Source organism: Nostoc sp. FACHB-190 (genome assembly GCF_014696905.1).
Lineage (GTDB): Bacteria > Cyanobacteriota > Cyanobacteriia > Cyanobacteriales > Nostocaceae > Nostoc_B.
This window is the reverse complement of the sequence record NZ_JACJQW010000027.1, coordinates 13,204-32,781: the sequence shown is the minus strand read 5'-3', so window position 1 is coordinate 32,781 and position 19,578 is coordinate 13,204. Positions and strand designations below refer to the sequence as shown.

The window sequence follows — 19,578 nt, the reverse complement described above, 5'->3', positions numbered from 1 at the left end:
CCTTTGTAAACAAGTGACTCTGATGACATAGACTCAATTGCAGCACATAAATTACCCCGTACAGCGAATCTTGTTTCGGCAAGTGAGTAAGTAGTGGGGTAGGGTGGGTAATATTCCCATATTTGGCAAATTATTCCCACATTATTTACTTTTGCTCACCCTACAAGCCCCTGACTAAACCAAGGTTTTCTGCTTACGTAAACTTTGAATGGTGGCGATCGCATGTTTCGTTACTATATCAATTTCTTCAGCAGTATTAAACCTGCCGATCCCAAACCGCACGGAAGCATAAGCTAGTGGCTCAGAATTACCCAAGGCTGTGAGAACATGGGAAGGTGCAGTCACCGCCGATGAACAAGCAGAACCAGAAGATACCGCCATCACAGGTTGCAGTCCGAGGGATAATGCAGCGCCATCAACTCCCTCAACGCTGATATTTAAGTTTCCCGCTAGTCGCTGCGTCGGGTGTCCGTTGAGTTGAATTCCTGCTATTTGTGATAATTGTGTCCACAAACTGTCTCTTAATTGAGTCAGACGTGCAGTTTCGGTTGCTTGTTCTGCTAAAGCCAGTTCTACTGCTTTGCCAAAACCAACAATTTGCGGTGTGTACAAAGTTCCTGAACGCATTCCCCGTTCATGTCCACCGCCATGTTGTTGGGGTGCAAGTTGCACTCTAGGGTTACGTCTACGGACATATAATGCACCGATACCTTTTGGCCCGTATACTTTATGAGCAGTCAACGACATTAAATCAATGTTCATCGCCTGCACATCTAAGGGGATTTTACCAATAGCTTGGGCAGCATCGGTATGAAAAATAATATTGCGATCGCGGCATATTTTCCCAATCTCTGCTAAAGGTTGCAACACCCCAATTTCGTTATTCGCCGCCATCACCGATACTAAAATTGTTTCTGGACGACAGGCTTTTGCTAATTGGTTTAAGTCAATCAACCCATCTTGTTGTACTGGCAAAATTGTAATTTCAAACCCCAGACTTTTCAGATACTCACAAGGGTCTAAAACTGCTTTATGTTCGGTCGCTACAGTAATAATATGCTGACCTTTTTGAAAATAAGCTTCAGCAATACCTTTAATGGCTAAATTATTCGCCTCTGTTGCACCACTAGTCAAGACAATTTCTTCGGGTGTGGCGTTAATTGCTGCTGCTAAGATTTCTCGCGTTTGTTTCACAGCCGCTTCGGCTTCCCAACCATAAACATGGTTAATACTAGCGGGATTGCCAAATTTTTCGGTGAAATAAGGCAACATTGCTGCTAACACTCGTTCATCTACTGGTGTAGTTGCATGACAATCAAGATAAATCGGACGATGAGACATAAATTAATGTAAAACTTGACTGAGTTTTTTTAATATTTGCAGAACTTTATATAACTCATTTTCTCGCCTAGATAAAGTAAATTTATCAGACAAAGCATATTGAGGTTTATCGTATTTTATTAGCTTAATAAATTGAATATCTTCTCCATTTGTCACTAGTCCAAACACAGGTTTGTCTGTATTGGAACTACCCAACATATATACTAAAGCCTGGGGAATCGCTTCTAAAAGAGATAAACTGGCTCTTTTCGATTCGATGACCAACAACCAAAACTGCTCTTTAATCACCAAGACATCGATTCTGCCCCTGACAATTTCTTCTGCATCTTCGACTGTAATTTCTACAGATTCTTCGGTGGCGATCGCATAAGGCTCTCGATAAAATCCCGCCAAGTCTAATAGAGGCGATATTACCACCATTTTGACGGCATTTTCTAAAATTGGTGGACGCTTAACTAAACTTAAAAAATTAGCTTTGACTCTATCCAAATATTGTTGATCTAAATTTGTCACTGACGGTAAATTTTCCAGCCATTCTGTGAAAAATCCTTCATTTTCTGAAATTTGGAGGCTAAATCTTTCCTCTAAATAAGCAAGTCCGATATTTTGCGCTTGGACGACTTGAACCATATTAAACATCGTGAATTTGGATGAATTATGCCCAAATTAACTTTTAATCAAGAGTATCTGGATCTATACCCAAAGCTCTTAATTGTTCCGCCAATTTTTGAGCGCGTTGTGCTTCTTGTTGAACTTGTTGTTCTGCTAACTCAGCCCGTAGTTGTGCTTGTTTAACTTGTTCTGCGGGTGTGGGATATCTGTTTCCAACTTCGTCATACCAATAAAGCCATTCTCTAGTGACACCAGAGTAATTTCCCCGTTCACAACCAATTCCCAAGCCAATTTCTGCTAACCACACAGGATTGCCTGATTGTAATTCATATTTACCATTAACTAACTTATGCACTTCTAAGCGAGGTTTGCGGCGACGACGAGAAGAATAAATCACATAATAAAGTACACCTAAAGCCTCATATTCTTTTAACTTGTCGCTGTATTCTTTGCGATAGTTTGGCGAAACTACTTCTAACACCAAAGTTGGCAGAACATTTTCATCCCACAACACATAACTCGGACGCAGTTCTTCATCATAGAACCGTTCTACGCCCAAACTTAAAAAACCATCGGGGACAATTGGCGGTTCGTCAGGGTGATAATAAATACCCATATCTACGCCAAAAAACCAGTCCATGCGTTCTGACCAAAGTATTAACAGTATTGCTTTGAGTAACCCTGGGATTAATTCTTGCAGTTCATTATCCACTGGTGTTTCATCAGAGTCTGGTAGTTCCTCAGCAGAGGGCAAGTACCTCAGCAAGTTGTACTCTAACATGGCTAGTTTCCCCAAAACTTACGGATACTGGGCTTTAATCTATGAATCCACGCCAATATCCTTACCAGAATTATAGCGATTTCGGATGAACAGGTTACAGGTTATAGGTGACAGGTTACAGGTTACAGGTTACAGGAGAAAAATTTTATACTCCCTAATCCCTAGCCTCTAGCCCCTACTACGATGATTAATAAAGATATTAGTTTTTTGGATCTCTGATTGGTTTATATTTACGAGAGGGTTTATTATCAGCCACTCTTTTTCCGAGATTAGGAGGCAGCGTCAAAAAATTTTAAATTTTGGGTTGAGATTTTAGATTGCTCTAAAGATGTTGTTTGCAGAGGATGTCACAGAAGTATCAAATATTTATGGTGCTTCCCCCAGACTATCCTAGTCGCTGCTTTGCTTAAAATGACATTCTCATAAATCTAAATTGATAGCAATCTAAATTGATAATGAAACGAATATTTTTGCTGAATTGTAACCGATAAAGACTAAACTAAAAAGTCTTGTGCAGCAAAACCTCTAGCTTTAAATGAAGTAATCATGTCCAAGGTTCTTGTCTCCGATCCTATTGATCAAGCTGGGATTGATATTTTATCCCAAGTTGCTACAGTTGATATCAAAACTGGTTTAAAACCCGCAGAATTAATCGAAATTATTGGTGATTACGATGCGCTAATGATTCGTTCTGGTACTAGGGTAACAGAAGAAATTATTGAGGCTGGCACACAGTTAAAAATTATTGGTCGTGCTGGTGTCGGTGTAGATAACGTTGATGTGCCTGCTGCTACCCGCAAAGGCATTGTTGTAGTTAATTCCCCTGAAGGAAATACGATCGCAGCAGCAGAACACGCATTAGCAATGATGTTGGCTTTGTCCCGTCACATTCCTGATGCTAATGTTTCGGTGAAAAGTGGAGAGTGGGATCGTAAAACTTTTGTTGGTGCGGAAGTTTACAAAAAAACACTCGGTATCGTGGGCTTAGGAAAAATTGGTTCCCACGTTGCGAGTGTGGCTAAAGCAATGGGAATGAAATTACTCGCCTATGATCCTTTTATCTCCAACGAAAGAGCAGAACAAATTGGTTGTCAGTTAGTAGAGTTGGATTTACTTTTCCAGCAAGCAGACTACATCACACTCCACATTCCCAAAACCCCAGAAACTACCCATTTAATCAACGCTGCAACTTTGGCAAAAATGAAGCCTACAGCGCGGATTATTAACTGTGCGCGTGGTGGAATTATTGATGAAGCAGCTTTAGCCGCAGCCATCAAAGAAGGTAAAATAGCTGGGGCAGCTTTAGATGTGTTCGAGTCAGAACCTTTGGGTGAATCAGAATTGCGATCGCTCGGCAAAGATATCATCCTCACCCCCCACTTGGGAGCCTCCACCACAGAAGCGCAAGTCAACGTTGCCATTGACGTGGCTGAACAAATCCGCGATGTTTTATTAGGACTCCCCGCCCGTTCCGCCGTCAACATTCCCGGACTCGGCCCCGATGTTTTAGAAGAACTCAAACCTTACATGCAACTGGCTGAAACCTTGGGTAACTTGGTTGGTCAGTTAGCTGGCGGTCGCGTCGAAACACTCACAGTCAGACTGCAAGGGGAACTAGCCACTAATAAGAGTCAGCCCCTAGTAGTCGCATCCTTAAAAGGTCTACTTCACCAAGCTCTGCGGGAACGAGTAAATTACGTCAACGCCAACATTGAAGCCAAGGAACGGGGAATTCGCGTCATTGAAACCAGGGATGCTTCCGTGCGCGACTATGCTGGTTCCTTACGCTTGGAAGCCACAGGTACTTTAGGTACTCACTCAGTTACAGGTGCTTTGTTGGGGGAAAAAGAAATTCACCTCACAGACGTTGATGGCTTCCCCATTAACGTTCCCCCCAGCAAACACATGCTGTTTACCCTACACCGCGACATGCCAGGAATTATCGGTAAACTCGGTTCTCTCCTCGGTAGTTTTAACGTCAACATTGCTAGTATGCAGGTGGGGCGGAAAATCGTCCGTGGTGACGCGGTAATGGCTTTGAGTATTGATGATCCCTTACCCGATGGCATTTTGGCGGAAATCACCAAAGTACAAGGGATTCGTGACGCTTATACAGTAACACTTTAAAAGTGCTGAGTGCTGAGTTGAAAGTGCTGAGTGAAGAATATTAGAAGTTCAAAGCAACTTACCACTCTCATCACTCTTGCACAGACGCATTGCATCTCTACTCAGCACTCAGCACTTAGCACTCAGCACTTAGATATGGCAAACACTTGGTGGGAACTGCAAATTTTATGTGAACCAGAGCTAGAAGATTCTATCTTTTGGCGACTGGAAGATTTTGGTAGCCGGGGAACAGCCAGCGAACGCAAAGGAAATTCCTCCTTAGTTAAGGCTTACTTACCGCAATTTCAAGCTCAGTTACTCGATTTGGCAGCATTGGCGCTGCGGTTGCGTCAAGATGCTTTGTGTGTGGGAATGTCTGCACCGAGCTTACATTGGCAGTTAATTGATGAAGAAGATTGGGCGAGTAGCTGGAAGCAATATTGGCAACCCCTGGAAATTGGCGATCGCTTTTTGATTAACCCTGCATGGCTACCAACACCAGAAAACTCAGGACGATTAATCATTCTCCTTGATCCTGGTGTCGCCTTTGGGACAGGAAACCATGCCACAACTCAACTGTGTTTAGAAGCCTTAGAAATGCGCTTGAGTGAAGTCCCGCAATCGTTTGTGGGCAATGCAGAAAAAGAACCAGTCACAATTGCAGATATCGGTTGTGGTTCTGGTATTTTATCTGTCGGTGCAGTTTTGCTAGGAGCCGAAAAAGTTTATGCAGTGGATAATGACCCCTTGGCAGTGCAATCAACCTTTAGTAATCGCGCCCTGAATAACATTAGTCCAGAACGCTTGATTCCCGCCGAAGGCAGTGTAGATGTTTTAAACACAATCATCGACAAGCCAGTAGACGGTATTGTTTGTAATATCTTGGCTGACGTAATTATTCAGTTGGTTCCCGAAATGACTGCGATCGCTAAACCTAGCACTTGGGCAATCTTTAGCGGCATTTTAATCGAACAATCTAAATCCGTAGCCGATGCCTTAGAAAAAAATGGTTGGGTGGTTGCAGCTTTGTGGAAAAAGAAAGAATGGTGCTGTTTAAATGCACGGCGTTCTTGATTTGATGCGTCAAACAGCACCTTTTGGCTTTTGTTATGTATTCACAAAATTTTTGTAGAGACGTTTCCTGAAACGTCTCTTAATTTTGATCATCTCATTTTGTTGCAAAATTCGCTGGCTGTTACGCGGTGAAACAGCCGATGAGCTACAAGAACGAAATAATTCTGCATTGGAAAATCGCCTACCAAGCCAGTTACTTGAAGAAATCCAGCGTATTGCTAGTCAAAACTTGCGATATTAATACCAATTTGAAAAATGATTGCGACAAATGGGTTACTGAAAAGCTCACCAGTAAGCAATTTCCCAATCCAAAATCCAAAATCTAAAATCCAAAATGGTATAAGATTCTGCCCAATTTAGAATCAGACATTCGTTTATTCAACTGTTAATTGTTGAACTCCTTTAGTCATATACCAAACAGAACTGCTTAGACTTAACAACTTACACCACAATTAATTTTGCGCTTTTATAGACGAAACTCCTTGAATTGTGTCTAAAAAATCAGCTAAAAAATCTTGAATTTTTTTAATGCGTATACAGAATATAAGAGAGACATTTTAGATGTTGTGCAGCGTTAATTAATATCACCAAATTTGTGGAGGTGAATAAATGGCAAGGATAACTATCTCAGACCTCTATTCCAGTAGTGACGAACAGTATATTACTGAACTGACTGCTGGAGAAGCCACAAAGGTGGAAGCAGGTGCAAGCTCAAGTTCAATCACAATTGACACTAGCGACCTCATAAAAACGCAGCAAAATATCAATAATATTCTGCGGGATGTGTCAACGGAATTAGAACAAACAATTGCTGGCTTGCAACAACAGCAACAACAACCTAACAACCGCTATGGTCAAAGGTCACGGTATGGAGGTTACTACATTGAGTATTGATTTTTAGTAAATGGGTATCAACACGCTAGTAGCTAATTCATTCTTGATTATCGTGTGTTCTAACTTGCATTAGTTTTAAAACGCACGATTTTTTATTTCAGTAATTAGCGAATTGATAAAAATATGCTGTTGTATATCCTCAACTTATTTAATAAGTTGGGGATTTTTTATGGATAAATATTTTACAAATATATCAATCTTAGACTTGTGTAGAACCCAACATTCTCCAGACTTTGTTGGGTTACGCTATCACTCCATCCAACCTACTTTTCTGATTTATGAGTTATTCTTCAAATTATTTTTATTTCGGAAAAGTCAATATATCCCACTAATGTTTCAAATAGACGCAAGACATTTATTTCTGTCTTTTGAATGGCGTTTTTAGCGTTGACTTTTATAGGTTGCATAAATAAAAATTGCAGTAACAGTTAAGCGAAACCAAGCTTAATTGCCTGCAAAAACTACTTGATGACAAGCAACTGTATTAGGAGTAAATAATGGCTAATATCACTCTTTCGGAATTAAATGCTGCTGGTTCTCAACTGTTTCAAGATTCCGAAAGCTTTTTGAATGACCTGAGCGATGTTGATGCGATCGCTGGTGGTTCTGGCTATGGCTATGGCTATGGTTACGACGGCTTTGGATTAAATAAGTTGATTGAAGGATTTGTTGATGTTTATGCTATTCAACATGTCTATGGCATAGCTAAATCCTTCAGCAAAGGCGGCTACGGTATCTCTGCTGTCTAGTAGCTTTGTAATTCACTACTAAGCTATCTTTCCCTATTATGTGAAAGATAGCTTAATTACCCAGACAAATTATCAATTCTCATCCAATATTTGAGGATAAATTCATGGCAAATATCACTCTTTCAGAATTAAACGCTGCTGGTTCTCAACTGTTCCAAGATTCCGAGAGCTTTTTGAATGACCTCAGCGATTTTGATGCGATCGCTACACAGGGTGCTGATGGTAGCTACATTAGCGACTTTTACGGATTTAACAAACTAATCGAAGGATTTGTTGATGTTTATGCTATTCAACACATCTTTGGTATAGCTAAATCCTTCAGCAAAGGCGGCTACAGTAACTCCGCCTATTAATAGCATTGTAATTTCCTACTAAGCTATCTTTCGCAGCATAGTTAAGTGAAAGATAGCTTAATTACCCACACAAATGATCAATTTTCAGCAAGTCTTTGAGGAGAAAATCATGGCTAATATTACTCTTGCAGAATTAAATGCTGCTGGTTCTCAACTGTTTCAAGATTCTGAAAGCTTTTTGAACGACCTCAGCGATGTTGATGCGATTGCTACACAGGGTGCTGATGGTAGCTACGTTAGTGACTTCTATGGATTCAACAAACTAATCGAAGGATTTGTTGATGTTTATGCTATTCAACATATTTTTGGCATAGCTAAATCTTTTAGTTCTAAGGACGGCGGCTACTACTAATAGCTTTGTAGTGCAATAATAATTCTCTGTCAATGATGCCATAAATCAGTCTGCATTCGACACTATACAACTTTGATGTAGAGTATGCAGGCTGAATTTCTCCAACTTAATATTAAGTGCAGCATCACAGAGAATTGACCTAAGTCAGCACTCTAGGAAAAAATTATTTAGAAGACGCATTTCGACTCCATTGGGTGCATCCCAGTTTTTATTACTCAGCAAAATAATAATCCTGTCATTGCGAGGAGGCACGACGAAGCAATCGCATGGACTCGTTCTTAGTGAGGGATTTTGCGATTGCTTCACTCCACTTCTTTGCGCTCGCAATGACGTATTAAAAAAGTGGGATGCTCCCGACTCCATTCAATGCTCAACAATCTGATTATAAGAGGATTGAGCAAAGTGGTTACTGAGCTTGTCTAAGTGTCGAAACTCGGTAATCTAAATTTAAAAATGAAGTGCAATTCAGCTTCATTACCTAAAAATAAACCTGATTCCAACCAAGTCTTTGAGGACAAAATTATGGCTAATATCACTCTTTCAGAACTAAATGTTGCTGGTTATCAACTCTTCCACGATTCTGAAAGCTTTCTTAATGATTTGAGTGATGTTGACATGAGTACTGCATACGGGGGAAATAACTCTAATTCTTATGACTACGGTTATGGCTCTGATTCTTATATCAGTGTATTTAATAAACTGATTGAAGGATTTGTGAATGTCTATGCTATTCAGCATATTTATAGCCTAGCTAAATCATTTAGTAAGTCTAATTACTAATAAGTTTTTTGTTTACTACTCTGCTAGATGGCTCTCATGGATTGGAAGATAAAAATCAAATCCAAGAGAGTCAACTATATCTATTCTGGGAATGATGAAATGGCCAAGATTATCATTACTGATTTAAGTCCTCTTGACTTAGACAGCTACCTGACTGAAGTAAATGAACTAGATTCTCTATTTATCTATGGTGGGGAATCGGAATTGCAGCAACTTCTGAATTTTGCTTATACATTCTTGAATTTTATCTTATCCACTTATGCAATCTACAGTATTTCATCAATAGCAAAATCTTTCACAATTCCTCAGCCTAAATCTATCCGTTCGGTGTTTAGTTTATTTTAATTGTTGCATCACAATTGAGACGGTGATTATAGCAATCATCGTTAATTTTGCAAAAACTCTCCACATCTAACACTATGGCATTTTTATTAAGCTCTCAAAATGTATTGGAATACTTGCTTACAGTTGGACTTTGTAATCAAGCAGAACAATCATTAACAAAGATTGAGTTAAAACCGGCGAAAAACTTTAACTTGTTAGTGACTTTACCAGATAATCGGCAACTTTTAGTGAAACAAGAGCGCCTAAATCGAGAAGGAAAAACGGCTGGAGAGTTTGCTGACGAATGGAGAGTGCATCAGTTCTTACAAACTTTTCCAGAAATTAATCATCTTCGTGCTTGTTGTTCAGAAGCAGTGCATTTTGATGGCGAAAATTCCATCATTGTTTTTAATTATTTGAGTAATTATCGAGATTTGGCTGATTTCTATCTCAAAGAGAATGTCTTTCCTATTGAGATTGCAAAAGTGATGGGCGAAAATTTAGCATCACTTCATCGTGCTACAATTGACCATCCAGAATATGAAGCATTCTTGCAAAAAACTGAGCAAGTATCTCAACTCAAAAATCCGAATCTCAATTTAGGACTAGATAGAATTACCCCAGAAATCTTTGGCCTAGTTCCCAGTGAGGGATTGAAATTTTTTGCCCTATATCAACGTTACGATAGTTTGGGGCAGGCGATCGCAGAATTGAGCCGTTCTTACACCCGCTATTGTCTGACTCATCATGACCTGAAGCTGAACAATCTTCTTTTATCTTTAAGTTGGGAAGACGCAATTGCAAACAACTCCTTTTCCGATGAAAGTATCATTCGCTTGATTGACTGGGAACGTGGCGCTTGGGGAGATCCGGCGCATGATTTAGGAATGCTCATTTCCAGCTATTTGCAATTTTGGTTGTATAGTATGACAACTAGTAAGTCGATGGCTATTGAAGAGTCATTGCGTCTCGCTACAACACCATTAGAATTACTTCAGCCTTCGATTGCGGCGCTAATGTCAACTTATTTAACTCAATTCCCCGAAATTTTGCAGCGTCGTCCAGATTTCTTAGAAAGAGTAGTACAGTTTTGCGGTTTAGCCTTAATTACCGCCATTCAAGCCGGACTCCAGCATGACAAAACCTTCGGTAATATCGGAATTTGTATGCTGCAAGTTGCTAAGAGTTTGCTATGTAATCCCCAAGCATCAATAAAAACAATTTTTGGTGTTGAAGCTTTAGAACTCTTACCGTCAAGCGTTTATCAGACAGGACTTAAGCACAAAGGTTAATGGTGAAGAATGGGTGTAAGGATTTTGAACATCTACACCCTCCTCCACACGCTTGATTTTTCATATCACTGCGTCCGATTAGAATTAACCATCTATAGAGAAATAAAGGGAGTTGGGAGTAGGTTAAATACCTCTTTGATTCATGGTTGTAAATTTTTTCATCAAAACTGCTTCCTAACTCCTGAATTCTGAAATCACAGGTAAGCTTTTATGCAAATGTTAGATTCCATCGCCACTCAACTTGCAGAAATTCCTGAGTCATTGCAGACATCACTACAAGATATTATTTCTCAGATTGAAATTGAGTCTGCTTATTGTATTAAGCATCCAGATTACCAACCATTGCAACTGCCAGAAGCAGCAATTTCTCGTTTTCAGCAATTACCTGCGGCGCTACAAAAGAAATTTTTAAGTATGCAATTGCGAAGTTTTCTTTATGGCATTTATTACAATGGTTCTTTAAAAAGTTCTCTGGCTGCTAATACAGGAACTAACACTGTAGCTTTAAACAAAAATCTAGAAAATAATACTTTGCTTGGTGTTGATGTGGCTTTTTACGATCGCCTGCACGAAAGTAATCAAGGCGATGGCTATTGGTATTACAATTGGCAGGTAGTCAAAGAAAATCTTGATAACACTTTGGCAGTCCAGAAAGATGGTTTAACTCTGCATATTGAACGCAGTCGTCATCTATTACCCCAACATCAATCTACAACTGTGGGTAAGTATGTTGCGGTCAAAATGCCCAAAAATTTGGTACAAAATGGATTTTATATGGCGGTGGCGAACGCTGGAACGGCGACAAATCGGGAAAGATTGGTGCGTGTTTACTTTAATGTCACTCCCGAAGGTGCGGTTGCAGTTATGCACACCTTGACTACGCAACTCAATTTTCTAGAGATTCCTTTCTCATTGAAAGCCTTATACAATCCTTCCGATTACGAACGTTACGATTCCGCAGTATTTTACTTTGATAAAAAGGATTATGAGGCAATTCATCCAGTGTTAGAAAGGGTGTATGTCGAATGTCAGTCTTATTTTCAGCCGGAAGTCCCTTTATTTACTAAGTTTATGGCACCGGGGTTAGCGATCGCGGAAGAACCAAACCGCAGATTTGCTGAACAAGAAAGTTTTGGGACACATCGTTGTCAAATTATTGCTAATGGTTTACTGGATGCTTGGGAGCAAGGCAATGATACACCCGCCCATCGCCTCACAGCAATTTTCCAACAATTTGCCTTATCCCAAGTAGAATTACAACGCCCTTATTTGAATGCTAATTCTGCGGATATCTATATACCTTTATCTTTATCATAATTTTCCTAGTAGTCCTCGAAAAATCCCCGACTTCTCCAAGAAGGCGGGGATTTAAAAATTGAGTAATTAAGCGGGTTTTGGTAAATTTTGAGATGGTGGATAATTATTTGGTAACTTTGCCACTATTTCTAAATTTGCAACTTGTTGCTGTAACCAATTACTAAAAAACTCGCCGATAATTTGCAAACGTAATTGCTCATTTAATTCCGGTTGAATAATCTCCTCAACAGCAATTATATGTACACCTTTGGGTGTGACAATTGGCTTGATAATTTGTGGTGGAGTCGCAGCAAATACGGCGGCGGCGATTTCTGGTCTTAAATCGGCGCGGGTGCGGATTCCTTGATAACCTCCAGCCCGACGAATTTCAGGGTTTTCGATATATTGACGAGCAACTTCTTGAAAACCAATTTCTCCTTCTTGCAGGGCATAAAATATCTCTAATGCTAAGTCTTCATCATCAAAAATGACTTCATAAATTGCGGCGGCATAATATTCAAATTGACGAGCATAAAAATATGGTTCGACTTTTTCAGCAAATAAATGATTCGCTAATTTTGTAGATAAAATGTTGGCTTTGGCAATTTCTTCAAAATCATCTAAAGACAGATGATATCTTTCTAGCCAAGCCCAAGTGTCTTCTGCTCTGAGGAGTTTATTGGCAACACGCATACTATCTGCGGCTTTTTGTAGTTCTTCAACTTCGACAGTAATTCCAAGTGTTTCGACTGTTTCGGCAATAATTTTTTGAGTAGCGATCGCATCTAATATACTAGGAACTTGACAAGACAATTTGATGTAGTCAATAATGTCTTCCACAGCAATATTTAACAGCTTTGCCATAATTAATTCCTCCACTAATTCTGATTAGTGTTTTGTAGGGCGCATTGAAGTTAATCTCATATCTATATATGTTGGCTGGCAAGATTATTTCTTATCTCTATCTAGTGGAAGTTTCGCCTGCTAATTAATATTTTATGTTAGACATAAACATTCAGATCCCCGACTTCTTTAAGAAGTCGGGGATCTAATTATCACGGATACAATGAAAAGTAAAATTAGGACAGACTATCACAGCCTACCCTATTAAAAATCAAGATACATGATTTTATAGCTCTCTCTACCTTGTCTCCTTTGTCCTCCTTGTCTACCTTGTCAATTTTATTCACGTTTCAAAACAAAGTAGCCATAATAATTACAGTTCTAATCCGCCTTTTTGCAATTTCTTAAATGGATCTAAGATAAAATCGATGACACGACGTTGACGAATAATTACTTCAGCATTTGCTGTTTGACCTGGTGTTAATATAATGCGTTTATCACCAGCTTGGATATAGGTTTTATCTAAAACAATATCCAATTCATAGGTTTCGATAGTGGCTTTGCCTTCACTATCAGTTTGAATTTTCGAGCTTGGTGAAATCCAATGAACGCGCCCTTGAATAACTCCATAATCCTGGAAGGGATAGGCATCAAATTTGACTTTGACAGGCATACCAACTTTCAAGAAGCCACTTTGTTGGCTGGGCATTTGGGCTTTGATAATCAACTCACTATTCTTAGGTGCAATTTGGGCGACGATTTGTCCAGCTTCGACTACGGGGCCTGGTTTTGTGACTGGTAATTCAAAGATTGTGCCATCAATTGGCGATCGCACTACACGCTGTTCTAGTTGCAGTTTAAATGAGGTAATCTGACTCTTGGTTTGGGAAATTTCCGATTGCAGGGAAGTGATTTGGTTCTGCATATCTTTGAGTTGTTCTTGGCTTTTCAGCAGCGCCAGTCTTCCGGCTTGCACTACGCCTTGATAGCTACTTTGCTGTTCTTCTAGGCGCAGTTTTGCTTGCTGAATATCTGCCCAAGCTTGGCTCATGATGGATTGATAGCGGCTAACTTCCTCCTTTAAACTTAATTCTGATTGGGTGAGTTCGGCGCTGGCTTGTTCTCGCAAGCGTTGACTTTCTTCGGCAATTTTTTCTAATTCCACTACTTTAACTTGCGCGATCGCACCTTCGTTTAAAAGTTGACGATAGCGGTCAACTTCTGCTACATCTCGATTAAAACGACTATGCGCTAATTTTTGGTCAATCCGTGTGGAATTAATTTTCTGTCTAGCCTGTTCAACAGTGGCGAGTTTTTCTAATCTTTGCAGGTTATAACTGCTGATTTTGGCATCTAAATTTTGTTGTGCTTGGTTAACTTGGGCAACTTTTTCTAAAGCTTGAGCTTGGTTTTGTTGTTCTTGAATATTAATCGCCAGCATCAGTTGATTTTTGAGTAATTCCAACTGTGATAGCCGAGTGTTTAACCCTTCTAACTTTGTTTGTGTTTGTTGCAAATCTGTTTGCAAAACATCCGAATCTAACTGCATCAAAACCTGTCCAGCTTTCACCGTCGCGCCTTCTTGGACATTGACGGCTTTGACTGCACCTGTAACCGGAACGCCCAATTTTTGCGTTGCACCTTTGGGTTCTAAACGCCCTCTAGCAGAGCCTGTTTCGTCTACTTTAGCGAGCATTGTCCAAGGGATCACAATAGCAGCAAAGGCGACTAGCAGGTACAGCATTGAACGTGTCCAGAGCTTGGGTAAGGCATCTAGCAGTTCTTCTGTACCGTAATACCAATCATTAATTTCAGTTGTCTTGATTGATTCATCGACAACTACATCAGAGTTATCAAACTGGCGAAGTTCATCCTGCTTTGGTTGAGTAAGTATGGATGAGAAATCGGGATAAGAATTTGGCATAGGTAATTCAACAGTTTTCTATTCATGTGCAAATTTCCCAGATACTCAATTTGTTTTTGGAATGATAAAGCAATACAGTTCAGTTAAGACTAAAACTCTTTGTTAAAGTCATTTTTTTTAACGAACCGCAAAGAGCGCAAAGAGCGCGAAGAGAAGAAAAAATTACTAACTGAACCGTATTGACTTAATAAAGGTCAGGATTTACGTACTTAGATTGACGCTTAACAGGGAACAGGGAACAGGTGTAGGTTGGGTGGAGGAACGGAACCCAACATTTTCAAGACTTTGTTGGGTTACGCTATCGCTACACCCAACCTACTATTCTCTTAACTGAACAGTATTACCATACACCCCTAAACCCTTACAGACTTAATGATCAGTCTTTCACTGAATACGAAATAAGTCCTATGTTTGCGCCAGTTGTTGCTGGTTGAGATAAAAATAATGACCTTTTCTGGCAATTAATTCGTCATGAGTGCCACTTTCAACTAATAAGCCGCGATCTAATACCAGAATTAAGTCTGCGTGACGCACGGTGGAAAGGCGATGAGCAATGATTAAACTGGTGCGTCCTTTGAGGATGGTTGTCAGGTTATTTTGAATGATGCGTTCAGATTCAGCGTCGAGGTGACTGGTGGCTTCATCTAATAATAATAAACGCGGATTGCCCAATAATGCACGAGCGATCGCAATTCTTTGTCGCTGTCCACCAGATAACATTCCGCCACCTTCACCAATTTGAGTTTCGTAACCCATTGGTAACTGTTTAATAAAGTCATCTGCACCTGCTAAACGCGCCGCTTGGATGATTTCTTCTAAGTGAGCTTCGGGGTGAGCAATGCTGATATTTTCGCGGATTGTGCCGCCAAATAAAAAGGTGTCTTGGTCAACAACGCCAATTTGAGAACGCAGCGATCGCAAAGATATACTAGTCACATCGTGAGCGTCAATTAAAACTTTACCATCTGTCGGCGGATATAGCCCCAAAATCAATTTAGATAAGGTGGTTTTGCCCGAACCACTCCGCCCTACTACAGCTACGGTTTGTTGGGGGTTAATTTCAAAACTCAGATTTTCTAAGACATTAATATCACTGTCTGGATGATAGCGAAAGGTGACATTTTCAAACTTAATATGTCCTTGCAATCTGGGTAAAGTCTGCCGGGGATGGTGTTGTAAATCTTCTTCTGGTTCGGCTTCTAAAACATCATTAATGCGCTCAGTCGCAATCATTACTTCCTGTACTTGATTCCACAACACCACCAATCTTTGAAAAGGGCGAATAATATTACCCAAAAGCATATTAAAAGCCACTAATTGTCCAATTGTTAGTTGATTTTGAATTACTAATGATGCCCCAAACCACAGTAATCCTGTACTGACCACGGTTTCAATTGTGGCACTAAAAATTTGCAGTTGATTACCGACAATTTGCCCACTAAATGTCTTTTTAATCAAATTATTCAACAGTTCTTCCCAATGCCAACGAACTGTTTGCTCAATGGACATCGACCGAATTGAACGAATCCCCGTGAGAGATTGAATTAAATAACTGTTTTCGCTGGCAGTGGCGGTAAATACTTCACGGCTAATGCGGCGGAGAAATGGTGTAGCCACCAGCGCCAACAGCATAAACGGCGGGACAATACATAAGCTAAGTAACGCCATTGATGGGCTGTACCAAAACATCAACCCGACATAAATAAATACTGTCAGTAAATCTAAAGTGATTGATAAAGCTTCCCCAGTCAAAAAACGCTGAATTTTTTGATTTTCTTGGACACGCGAAACAATATCACCAACGTAACGTGATTCAAAAAATGCCAGAGGTAAACGAAAGGTATGTTTGATAAAACCTACCAATAAAGATAAGCTAATGCGATTTGCTGTGTGGTCTAAAAGATATTGTCGCAGTCCATTAATAGCGACGCGGAATAATCCAAAAATTAACAATCCTAAACCCACAGCATTTAATGTCAGGCTGCTTCCTTGAACAATGACTCTATCTAAAAGTAGTTGCGTAAATAAAGGTGTCACTAATCCAAATACTTGAATAAATACCGAAGCAATGAACACTTCTAACAGCACGCGCCAATGGGGTTTAACTAAATCAAAAAACTGCCAAAATTGCAGATTTTCTTCTTCAGCTTCTTTGAGTAAGGTGGTGGGTTGGAGTAATAAGGCGTAACCAGTCCACCCAGCTTTAAATTCACTGACTGTCAGATTGCGTTGCCCGATCGCCGGATCACCAATAATTACCCTTTTTTTGGTAATCTCATAAACAACGATATAATGTTTACCTTCCCAATGAGCGATCGCAGGTAGGGTTTGTTGTGCTAATTTATCCAAACTCGCTTTCACCGGACGAGTCGCAAAGCCCACACTCTCGGCGGCGGCTGTCAAACCTCTCAAAGAAGCACCACCACGACTTACATTCGCTAACTCTCGCAGTCGATTAATACTTAAACGCTTACCCCAATAGCGACTCACCATCACCAAGCAAGCTGCACCACAATCTGCGGCACTTTGCTGTTCAAAAAAGGGATACCGCTTCGTCAATCTTCCCCACACATGAGTTGCCCTCACCGTCGGGTTAGGAAAATAAGCTTGACGCAGTTTCTTGGGCTTCGGTGATGGATGCGGTACAGAACTTTCATCCCTTCCTCCCGGTTGGTGAGCGACTTGCCTTGAGCGTTCGCGCAGCGTCTCCGTCAGGAGAAGCCGAAAGGAGCCGAACCACTGCCCCCTGCCTACCTCTCCACTCCCCACTCCCGCCAAATCAGCCAACTGCGGCCAATACGCCACCGCCGTTTGCCAATCAGCATTATGTAGACTATAGACAATGGTTGGTTGTGTAGCTTGCCAACTGCCTTCCTGGGGATATATATAGATGTTGCCGGATGTTAATATCCGTCCGTCAGCGTGGAGTAATTTGCCGCGACGCAATAGCCAAAGTCTAGTATCTTGAAATAATTTGGCTGGAGGTGCGCCAGTATCTAAATTGTGTCGCCGGAAGAGAGATAAAGCCTGAAGCATCTCTTCCACAGAGCCATTGAGGGTAATGGGCGCACTTTGGCAACATAATAAGAGTAAATTCCAAAGTTCTGCTCTTTTTTGCAGGCGATCGCTCATACTAGAATATTTTTGCATCATCGCCTGCAACAGTGCTTCCGGTAAATAGCCCAATTTCAGGTTAACAGAAGCCCTCGCCACGTAAGAACAAAACTCTTCTTCAGGAAACAACGTTGATTCACCAAATGCACCCCCAGTTGTCAGGGTAGTGATTAAGTTATTGGCATTATCCAACAGTCTCACTTTCCCGGCGACAATAATATAAATCCCCGGATTTGCCGTTGTTGCTTGCCAAAATTGTTTAGCAACAGGTGGTTCGACAATTTGCACTTCCGTCAAGCATCTTTCCATATCTTGACTAGATAATGTCTCGCCCAAAGTATGAGTAATTTGTTGTGCTAACTGTTCTTGAGAAAATCCTAATGGCATTTACTAATCTCCAGAAATTAATAGCAAGTCGTATTTGTAGAGACGTTATATACAACGTCCCTGCTGTGGGTGAGGCTAGGGAATGGGAATGCTATTTCTGAAAGCAACTTAGTATAAATAACAAACTAGTACAACAAGGCAAAAGTAAAAAGGCAAAAGGAAAAGAAAGAACAACAATACTACAAGCCTTTTAGCAATTCCTTCTGGTCTATTTATTTACGCCGACCTGTACTAGCCTCCAGCCCCAATACGGTTCAAATCAGAAAACTAAATCACAACTAAACCCACAAATAATGAATAAACAAAAAACGAAAAAATGATTTTGGAGGGGGTTTGGGGGACGCAACCGTCCCCCAATCGGGGGCTTGGGGAGCCACTGCGTTGGGCGGCTTTGCCGACTTGAAGCATGTGGCGTGGAGAATCCCCCAAATCTTAGTCTTTGTCTAATAGATAGACCTTCATTACCTTAAATGAACCTTATTGATTTGTCTGCATTAAATTAAATGACCAAGGAAAAGCCGGCTCACTGTGAGTTTGCAAGTCACCAATGGTAATATTGTTATCTTTTGTCTCTTCTGTTTTTTGTTGGTTGGAACTTTTTGGTTTAGTCGAAAGTCCCATTTGTTTGAGTAGACGATTAACATGGCGATCGCTAATCGAAATACCCAATTCATTTGCTAAATGTTTGCTTAACCATTGGGCTGTCCAATAAGTAAATGCGTAGCCATAATCACGCGGACTATGACTTACCAATTCTTTCAATCTGTCAATATATTGAGCATTCACAATTTTTGGTCTCCCAATTGGTCGCTCATTCCATTTATGCGCTAAACCTGCTTCTGCTATACCAATCCAGTAACGTGCCATTTCTTGAGAACAACCCACAATCTCACATATTTGAGTTTGAGATTTACCCATATCCGCCAGCAACATAATTTCAATTCTGCGGAGATATTCTGGCTGTAAATTACTTTGCAAATTTTTCAACAAAGCTTTTCTTTGAAAAGGTGTCAAAAACTTACTATCTTGCAGATCGTAATTTTCCAAACCTTGGTATTTGCTAGAATAGTTTGACATAATTACTACCAGTTATTGTTGACAATTGCTTATTCGATGTGAAGTCAGAATCTGGCAATGATGAAGGGATAAATTTACTCTTGAAAACCTGTTGATTGGGAAGACTGACTTCTGACTGATGGAAAATGAAAACTTTTAGCCGACGTTGAATGTTTGCCCCTTGAATTTACGAATAATCAGGGGAATTTTTCATATTGCATTTGTTTGGACAATCTAGATTTATACAGCAGATTCGATGTTTATGAGGTACAGCAACTGATTGAGAAAAGTAATGAGTAA

18 protein-coding genes are annotated in these 19,578 nt (G+C 40.3%); 11 read left to right on the top strand and 7 right to left on the bottom strand.

The genetic code is table 11. From position 1 onward, the window contains the following. Positions 1-174 precede the first annotated feature (174 nt). The 3 genes from H6G28_RS24640 to H6G28_RS24630 are packed head-to-tail and all read right to left on the bottom strand — an operon-like array spanning position 175 to position 2,734. Positions 175-1,341 carry a cysteine desulfurase family protein gene (locus tag H6G28_RS24640; protein WP_190675021.1) on the bottom strand — a complete coding sequence of 389 codons (1,167 nt, stop codon included), beginning with the start codon at positions 1,339-1,341 and terminating at the stop codon, positions 175-177. Between the two features lie 3 nt (positions 1,342-1,344). Beyond that, on the bottom strand, positions 1,345-1,971 hold the full coding sequence (locus tag H6G28_RS24635; RefSeq protein WP_190590060.1) for a restriction endonuclease subunit R: 627 nt from the start codon (positions 1,969-1,971) through the stop codon (positions 1,345-1,347). Between the two features lie 43 nt (positions 1,972-2,014). After that, positions 2,015-2,734 (bottom strand): Uma2 family endonuclease, encoded by a 720-nt coding sequence (locus H6G28_RS24630; protein ID WP_190675017.1) that lies wholly within the window; start codon positions 2,732-2,734, stop codon positions 2,015-2,017. A gap of 546 nt (positions 2,735-3,280) precedes the next feature. On the opposite strand from H6G28_RS24630, the gene serA reads away from it, so the two are divergent. The 11 genes from serA (at position 3,281) to H6G28_RS24575 (ending at position 11,975) form a co-directional block, all read left to right on the top strand. Then, positions 3,281-4,861, top strand: coding sequence for a phosphoglycerate dehydrogenase (gene serA / locus H6G28_RS24625; RefSeq protein ID WP_190590058.1), 1,581 nt, complete (start codon positions 3,281-3,283; stop codon positions 4,859-4,861). Between the two features lie 135 nt (positions 4,862-4,996). After that, positions 4,997-5,914 (top strand): 50S ribosomal protein L11 methyltransferase, encoded by a 918-nt coding sequence (gene prmA, locus H6G28_RS24620; protein ID WP_190590057.1) that lies wholly within the window; start codon positions 4,997-4,999, stop codon positions 5,912-5,914. Between the two features lie 85 nt (positions 5,915-5,999). After that, a complete protein-coding gene (locus H6G28_RS24615; protein ID WP_190675013.1) occupies positions 6,000-6,155 on the top strand; it encodes a hypothetical protein in 156 nt (51 codons plus the stop codon). A 368-nt stretch (positions 6,156-6,523) separates the two neighbouring features. Next, a complete protein-coding gene (locus H6G28_RS24610; RefSeq protein WP_190590055.1) occupies positions 6,524-6,808 on the top strand; it encodes a hypothetical protein in 285 nt (94 codons plus the stop codon). Between the two features lie 497 nt (positions 6,809-7,305). After that, positions 7,306-7,557, top strand: coding sequence for a hypothetical protein (locus tag H6G28_RS24605; protein ID WP_190590054.1), 252 nt, complete (start codon positions 7,306-7,308; stop codon positions 7,555-7,557). Between the two features lie 104 nt (positions 7,558-7,661). Continuing rightward, positions 7,662-7,910, top strand: a complete 249-nt coding sequence (locus H6G28_RS24600) for a hypothetical protein (RefSeq protein WP_190590053.1) — start codon at positions 7,662-7,664, stop codon at positions 7,908-7,910. A 109-nt stretch (positions 7,911-8,019) separates the two neighbouring features. Continuing rightward, positions 8,020-8,262 carry a hypothetical protein gene (locus H6G28_RS24595; protein ID WP_190675010.1) on the top strand — a complete coding sequence of 81 codons (243 nt, stop codon included), beginning with the start codon at positions 8,020-8,022 and terminating at the stop codon, positions 8,260-8,262. A 522-nt stretch (positions 8,263-8,784) separates the two neighbouring features. Then, entirely contained in the window at positions 8,785-9,042 is a 258-nt protein-coding gene (locus tag H6G28_RS24590) for a hypothetical protein (protein WP_190675008.1), read from the top strand. A gap of 99 nt (positions 9,043-9,141) precedes the next feature. After that, entirely contained in the window at positions 9,142-9,387 is a 246-nt protein-coding gene (locus H6G28_RS24585) for a hypothetical protein (protein ID WP_190675005.1), read from the top strand. A gap of 74 nt (positions 9,388-9,461) precedes the next feature. Beyond that, positions 9,462-10,658 carry a phosphotransferase family protein gene (locus H6G28_RS24580; protein WP_190675002.1) on the top strand — a complete coding sequence of 399 codons (1,197 nt, stop codon included), beginning with the start codon at positions 9,462-9,464 and terminating at the stop codon, positions 10,656-10,658. 210 nt (positions 10,659-10,868) lie between these two features. Beyond that, a complete protein-coding gene (locus tag H6G28_RS24575) occupies positions 10,869-11,975 on the top strand; it encodes a T3SS effector HopA1 family protein (RefSeq protein WP_190674999.1) in 1,107 nt (368 codons plus the stop codon). A gap of 66 nt (positions 11,976-12,041) precedes the next feature. Here H6G28_RS24575 and H6G28_RS24570 read toward each other — a convergent pair whose 3' ends face one another. The 4 genes from H6G28_RS24570 to H6G28_RS24555 form a co-directional block, all read right to left on the bottom strand. Continuing rightward, complete coding sequence (locus H6G28_RS24570) at positions 12,042-12,818, bottom strand: peptidylprolyl isomerase (RefSeq protein WP_190674996.1); 777 nt, start codon at positions 12,816-12,818, stop codon at positions 12,042-12,044. A gap of 352 nt (positions 12,819-13,170) precedes the next feature. Further along, complete coding sequence (locus tag H6G28_RS24565) at positions 13,171-14,721, bottom strand: beta-barrel domain-containing protein (RefSeq protein WP_190674993.1); 1,551 nt, start codon at positions 14,719-14,721, stop codon at positions 13,171-13,173. A gap of 405 nt (positions 14,722-15,126) precedes the next feature. Continuing rightward, positions 15,127-18,222, bottom strand: a complete 3,096-nt coding sequence (locus H6G28_RS24560) for an ABC transporter transmembrane domain-containing protein (protein WP_190674990.1) — start codon at positions 18,220-18,222, stop codon at positions 15,127-15,129. A 477-nt stretch (positions 18,223-18,699) separates the two neighbouring features. Then, positions 18,700-19,299, bottom strand: a complete 600-nt coding sequence (locus tag H6G28_RS24555) for a helix-turn-helix domain-containing protein (protein ID WP_190595054.1) — start codon at positions 19,297-19,299, stop codon at positions 18,700-18,702. Positions 19,300-19,578: the final 279 nt, after the last annotated feature.

What these genes read in the sequence shown, in the direction of transcription:
- H6G28_RS24610 (WP_190590055.1), top strand. Translation starts at nt 6,524, where the DNA reads ATGGCAAGGATAACTATCTCAGACCTCTATTCCAGTAGTGACGAACAG.
- H6G28_RS24630 (WP_190675017.1), bottom strand. Translation starts at nt 2,734, where the DNA reads ATGTTAGAGTACAACTTGCTGAGGTACTTGCCCTCTGCTGAGGAACTA.
- prmA (WP_190590057.1), top strand. Translation starts at nt 4,997, where the DNA reads ATGGCAAACACTTGGTGGGAACTGCAAATTTTATGTGAACCAGAGCTA.
- H6G28_RS24585 (WP_190675005.1), top strand. Translation starts at nt 9,142, where the DNA reads ATGGCCAAGATTATCATTACTGATTTAAGTCCTCTTGACTTAGACAGC.
- H6G28_RS24590 (WP_190675008.1), top strand. Translation starts at nt 8,785, where the DNA reads ATGGCTAATATCACTCTTTCAGAACTAAATGTTGCTGGTTATCAACTC.
- H6G28_RS24570 (WP_190674996.1), bottom strand. Translation starts at nt 12,818, where the DNA reads ATGGCAAAGCTGTTAAATATTGCTGTGGAAGACATTATTGACTACATC.
- H6G28_RS24635 (WP_190590060.1), bottom strand. Translation starts at nt 1,971, where the DNA reads ATGGTTCAAGTCGTCCAAGCGCAAAATATCGGACTTGCTTATTTAGAG.
- H6G28_RS24565 (WP_190674993.1), bottom strand. Translation starts at nt 14,721, where the DNA reads ATGCCAAATTCTTATCCCGATTTCTCATCCATACTTACTCAACCAAAG.
- H6G28_RS24595 (WP_190675010.1), top strand. Translation starts at nt 8,020, where the DNA reads ATGGCTAATATTACTCTTGCAGAATTAAATGCTGCTGGTTCTCAACTG.
- H6G28_RS24640 (WP_190675021.1), bottom strand. Translation starts at nt 1,341, where the DNA reads ATGTCTCATCGTCCGATTTATCTTGATTGTCATGCAACTACACCAGTA.
- serA (WP_190590058.1), top strand. Translation starts at nt 3,281, where the DNA reads ATGTCCAAGGTTCTTGTCTCCGATCCTATTGATCAAGCTGGGATTGAT.
- H6G28_RS24600 (WP_190590053.1), top strand. Translation starts at nt 7,662, where the DNA reads ATGGCAAATATCACTCTTTCAGAATTAAACGCTGCTGGTTCTCAACTG.
- H6G28_RS24575 (WP_190674999.1), top strand. Translation starts at nt 10,869, where the DNA reads ATGCAAATGTTAGATTCCATCGCCACTCAACTTGCAGAAATTCCTGAG.
- H6G28_RS24605 (WP_190590054.1), top strand. Translation starts at nt 7,306, where the DNA reads ATGGCTAATATCACTCTTTCGGAATTAAATGCTGCTGGTTCTCAACTG.
- H6G28_RS24580 (WP_190675002.1), top strand. Translation starts at nt 9,462, where the DNA reads ATGGCATTTTTATTAAGCTCTCAAAATGTATTGGAATACTTGCTTACA.
- H6G28_RS24555 (WP_190595054.1), bottom strand. Translation starts at nt 19,299, where the DNA reads ATGTCAAACTATTCTAGCAAATACCAAGGTTTGGAAAATTACGATCTG.
- H6G28_RS24560 (WP_190674990.1), bottom strand. Translation starts at nt 18,222, where the DNA reads ATGCCATTAGGATTTTCTCAAGAACAGTTAGCACAACAAATTACTCAT.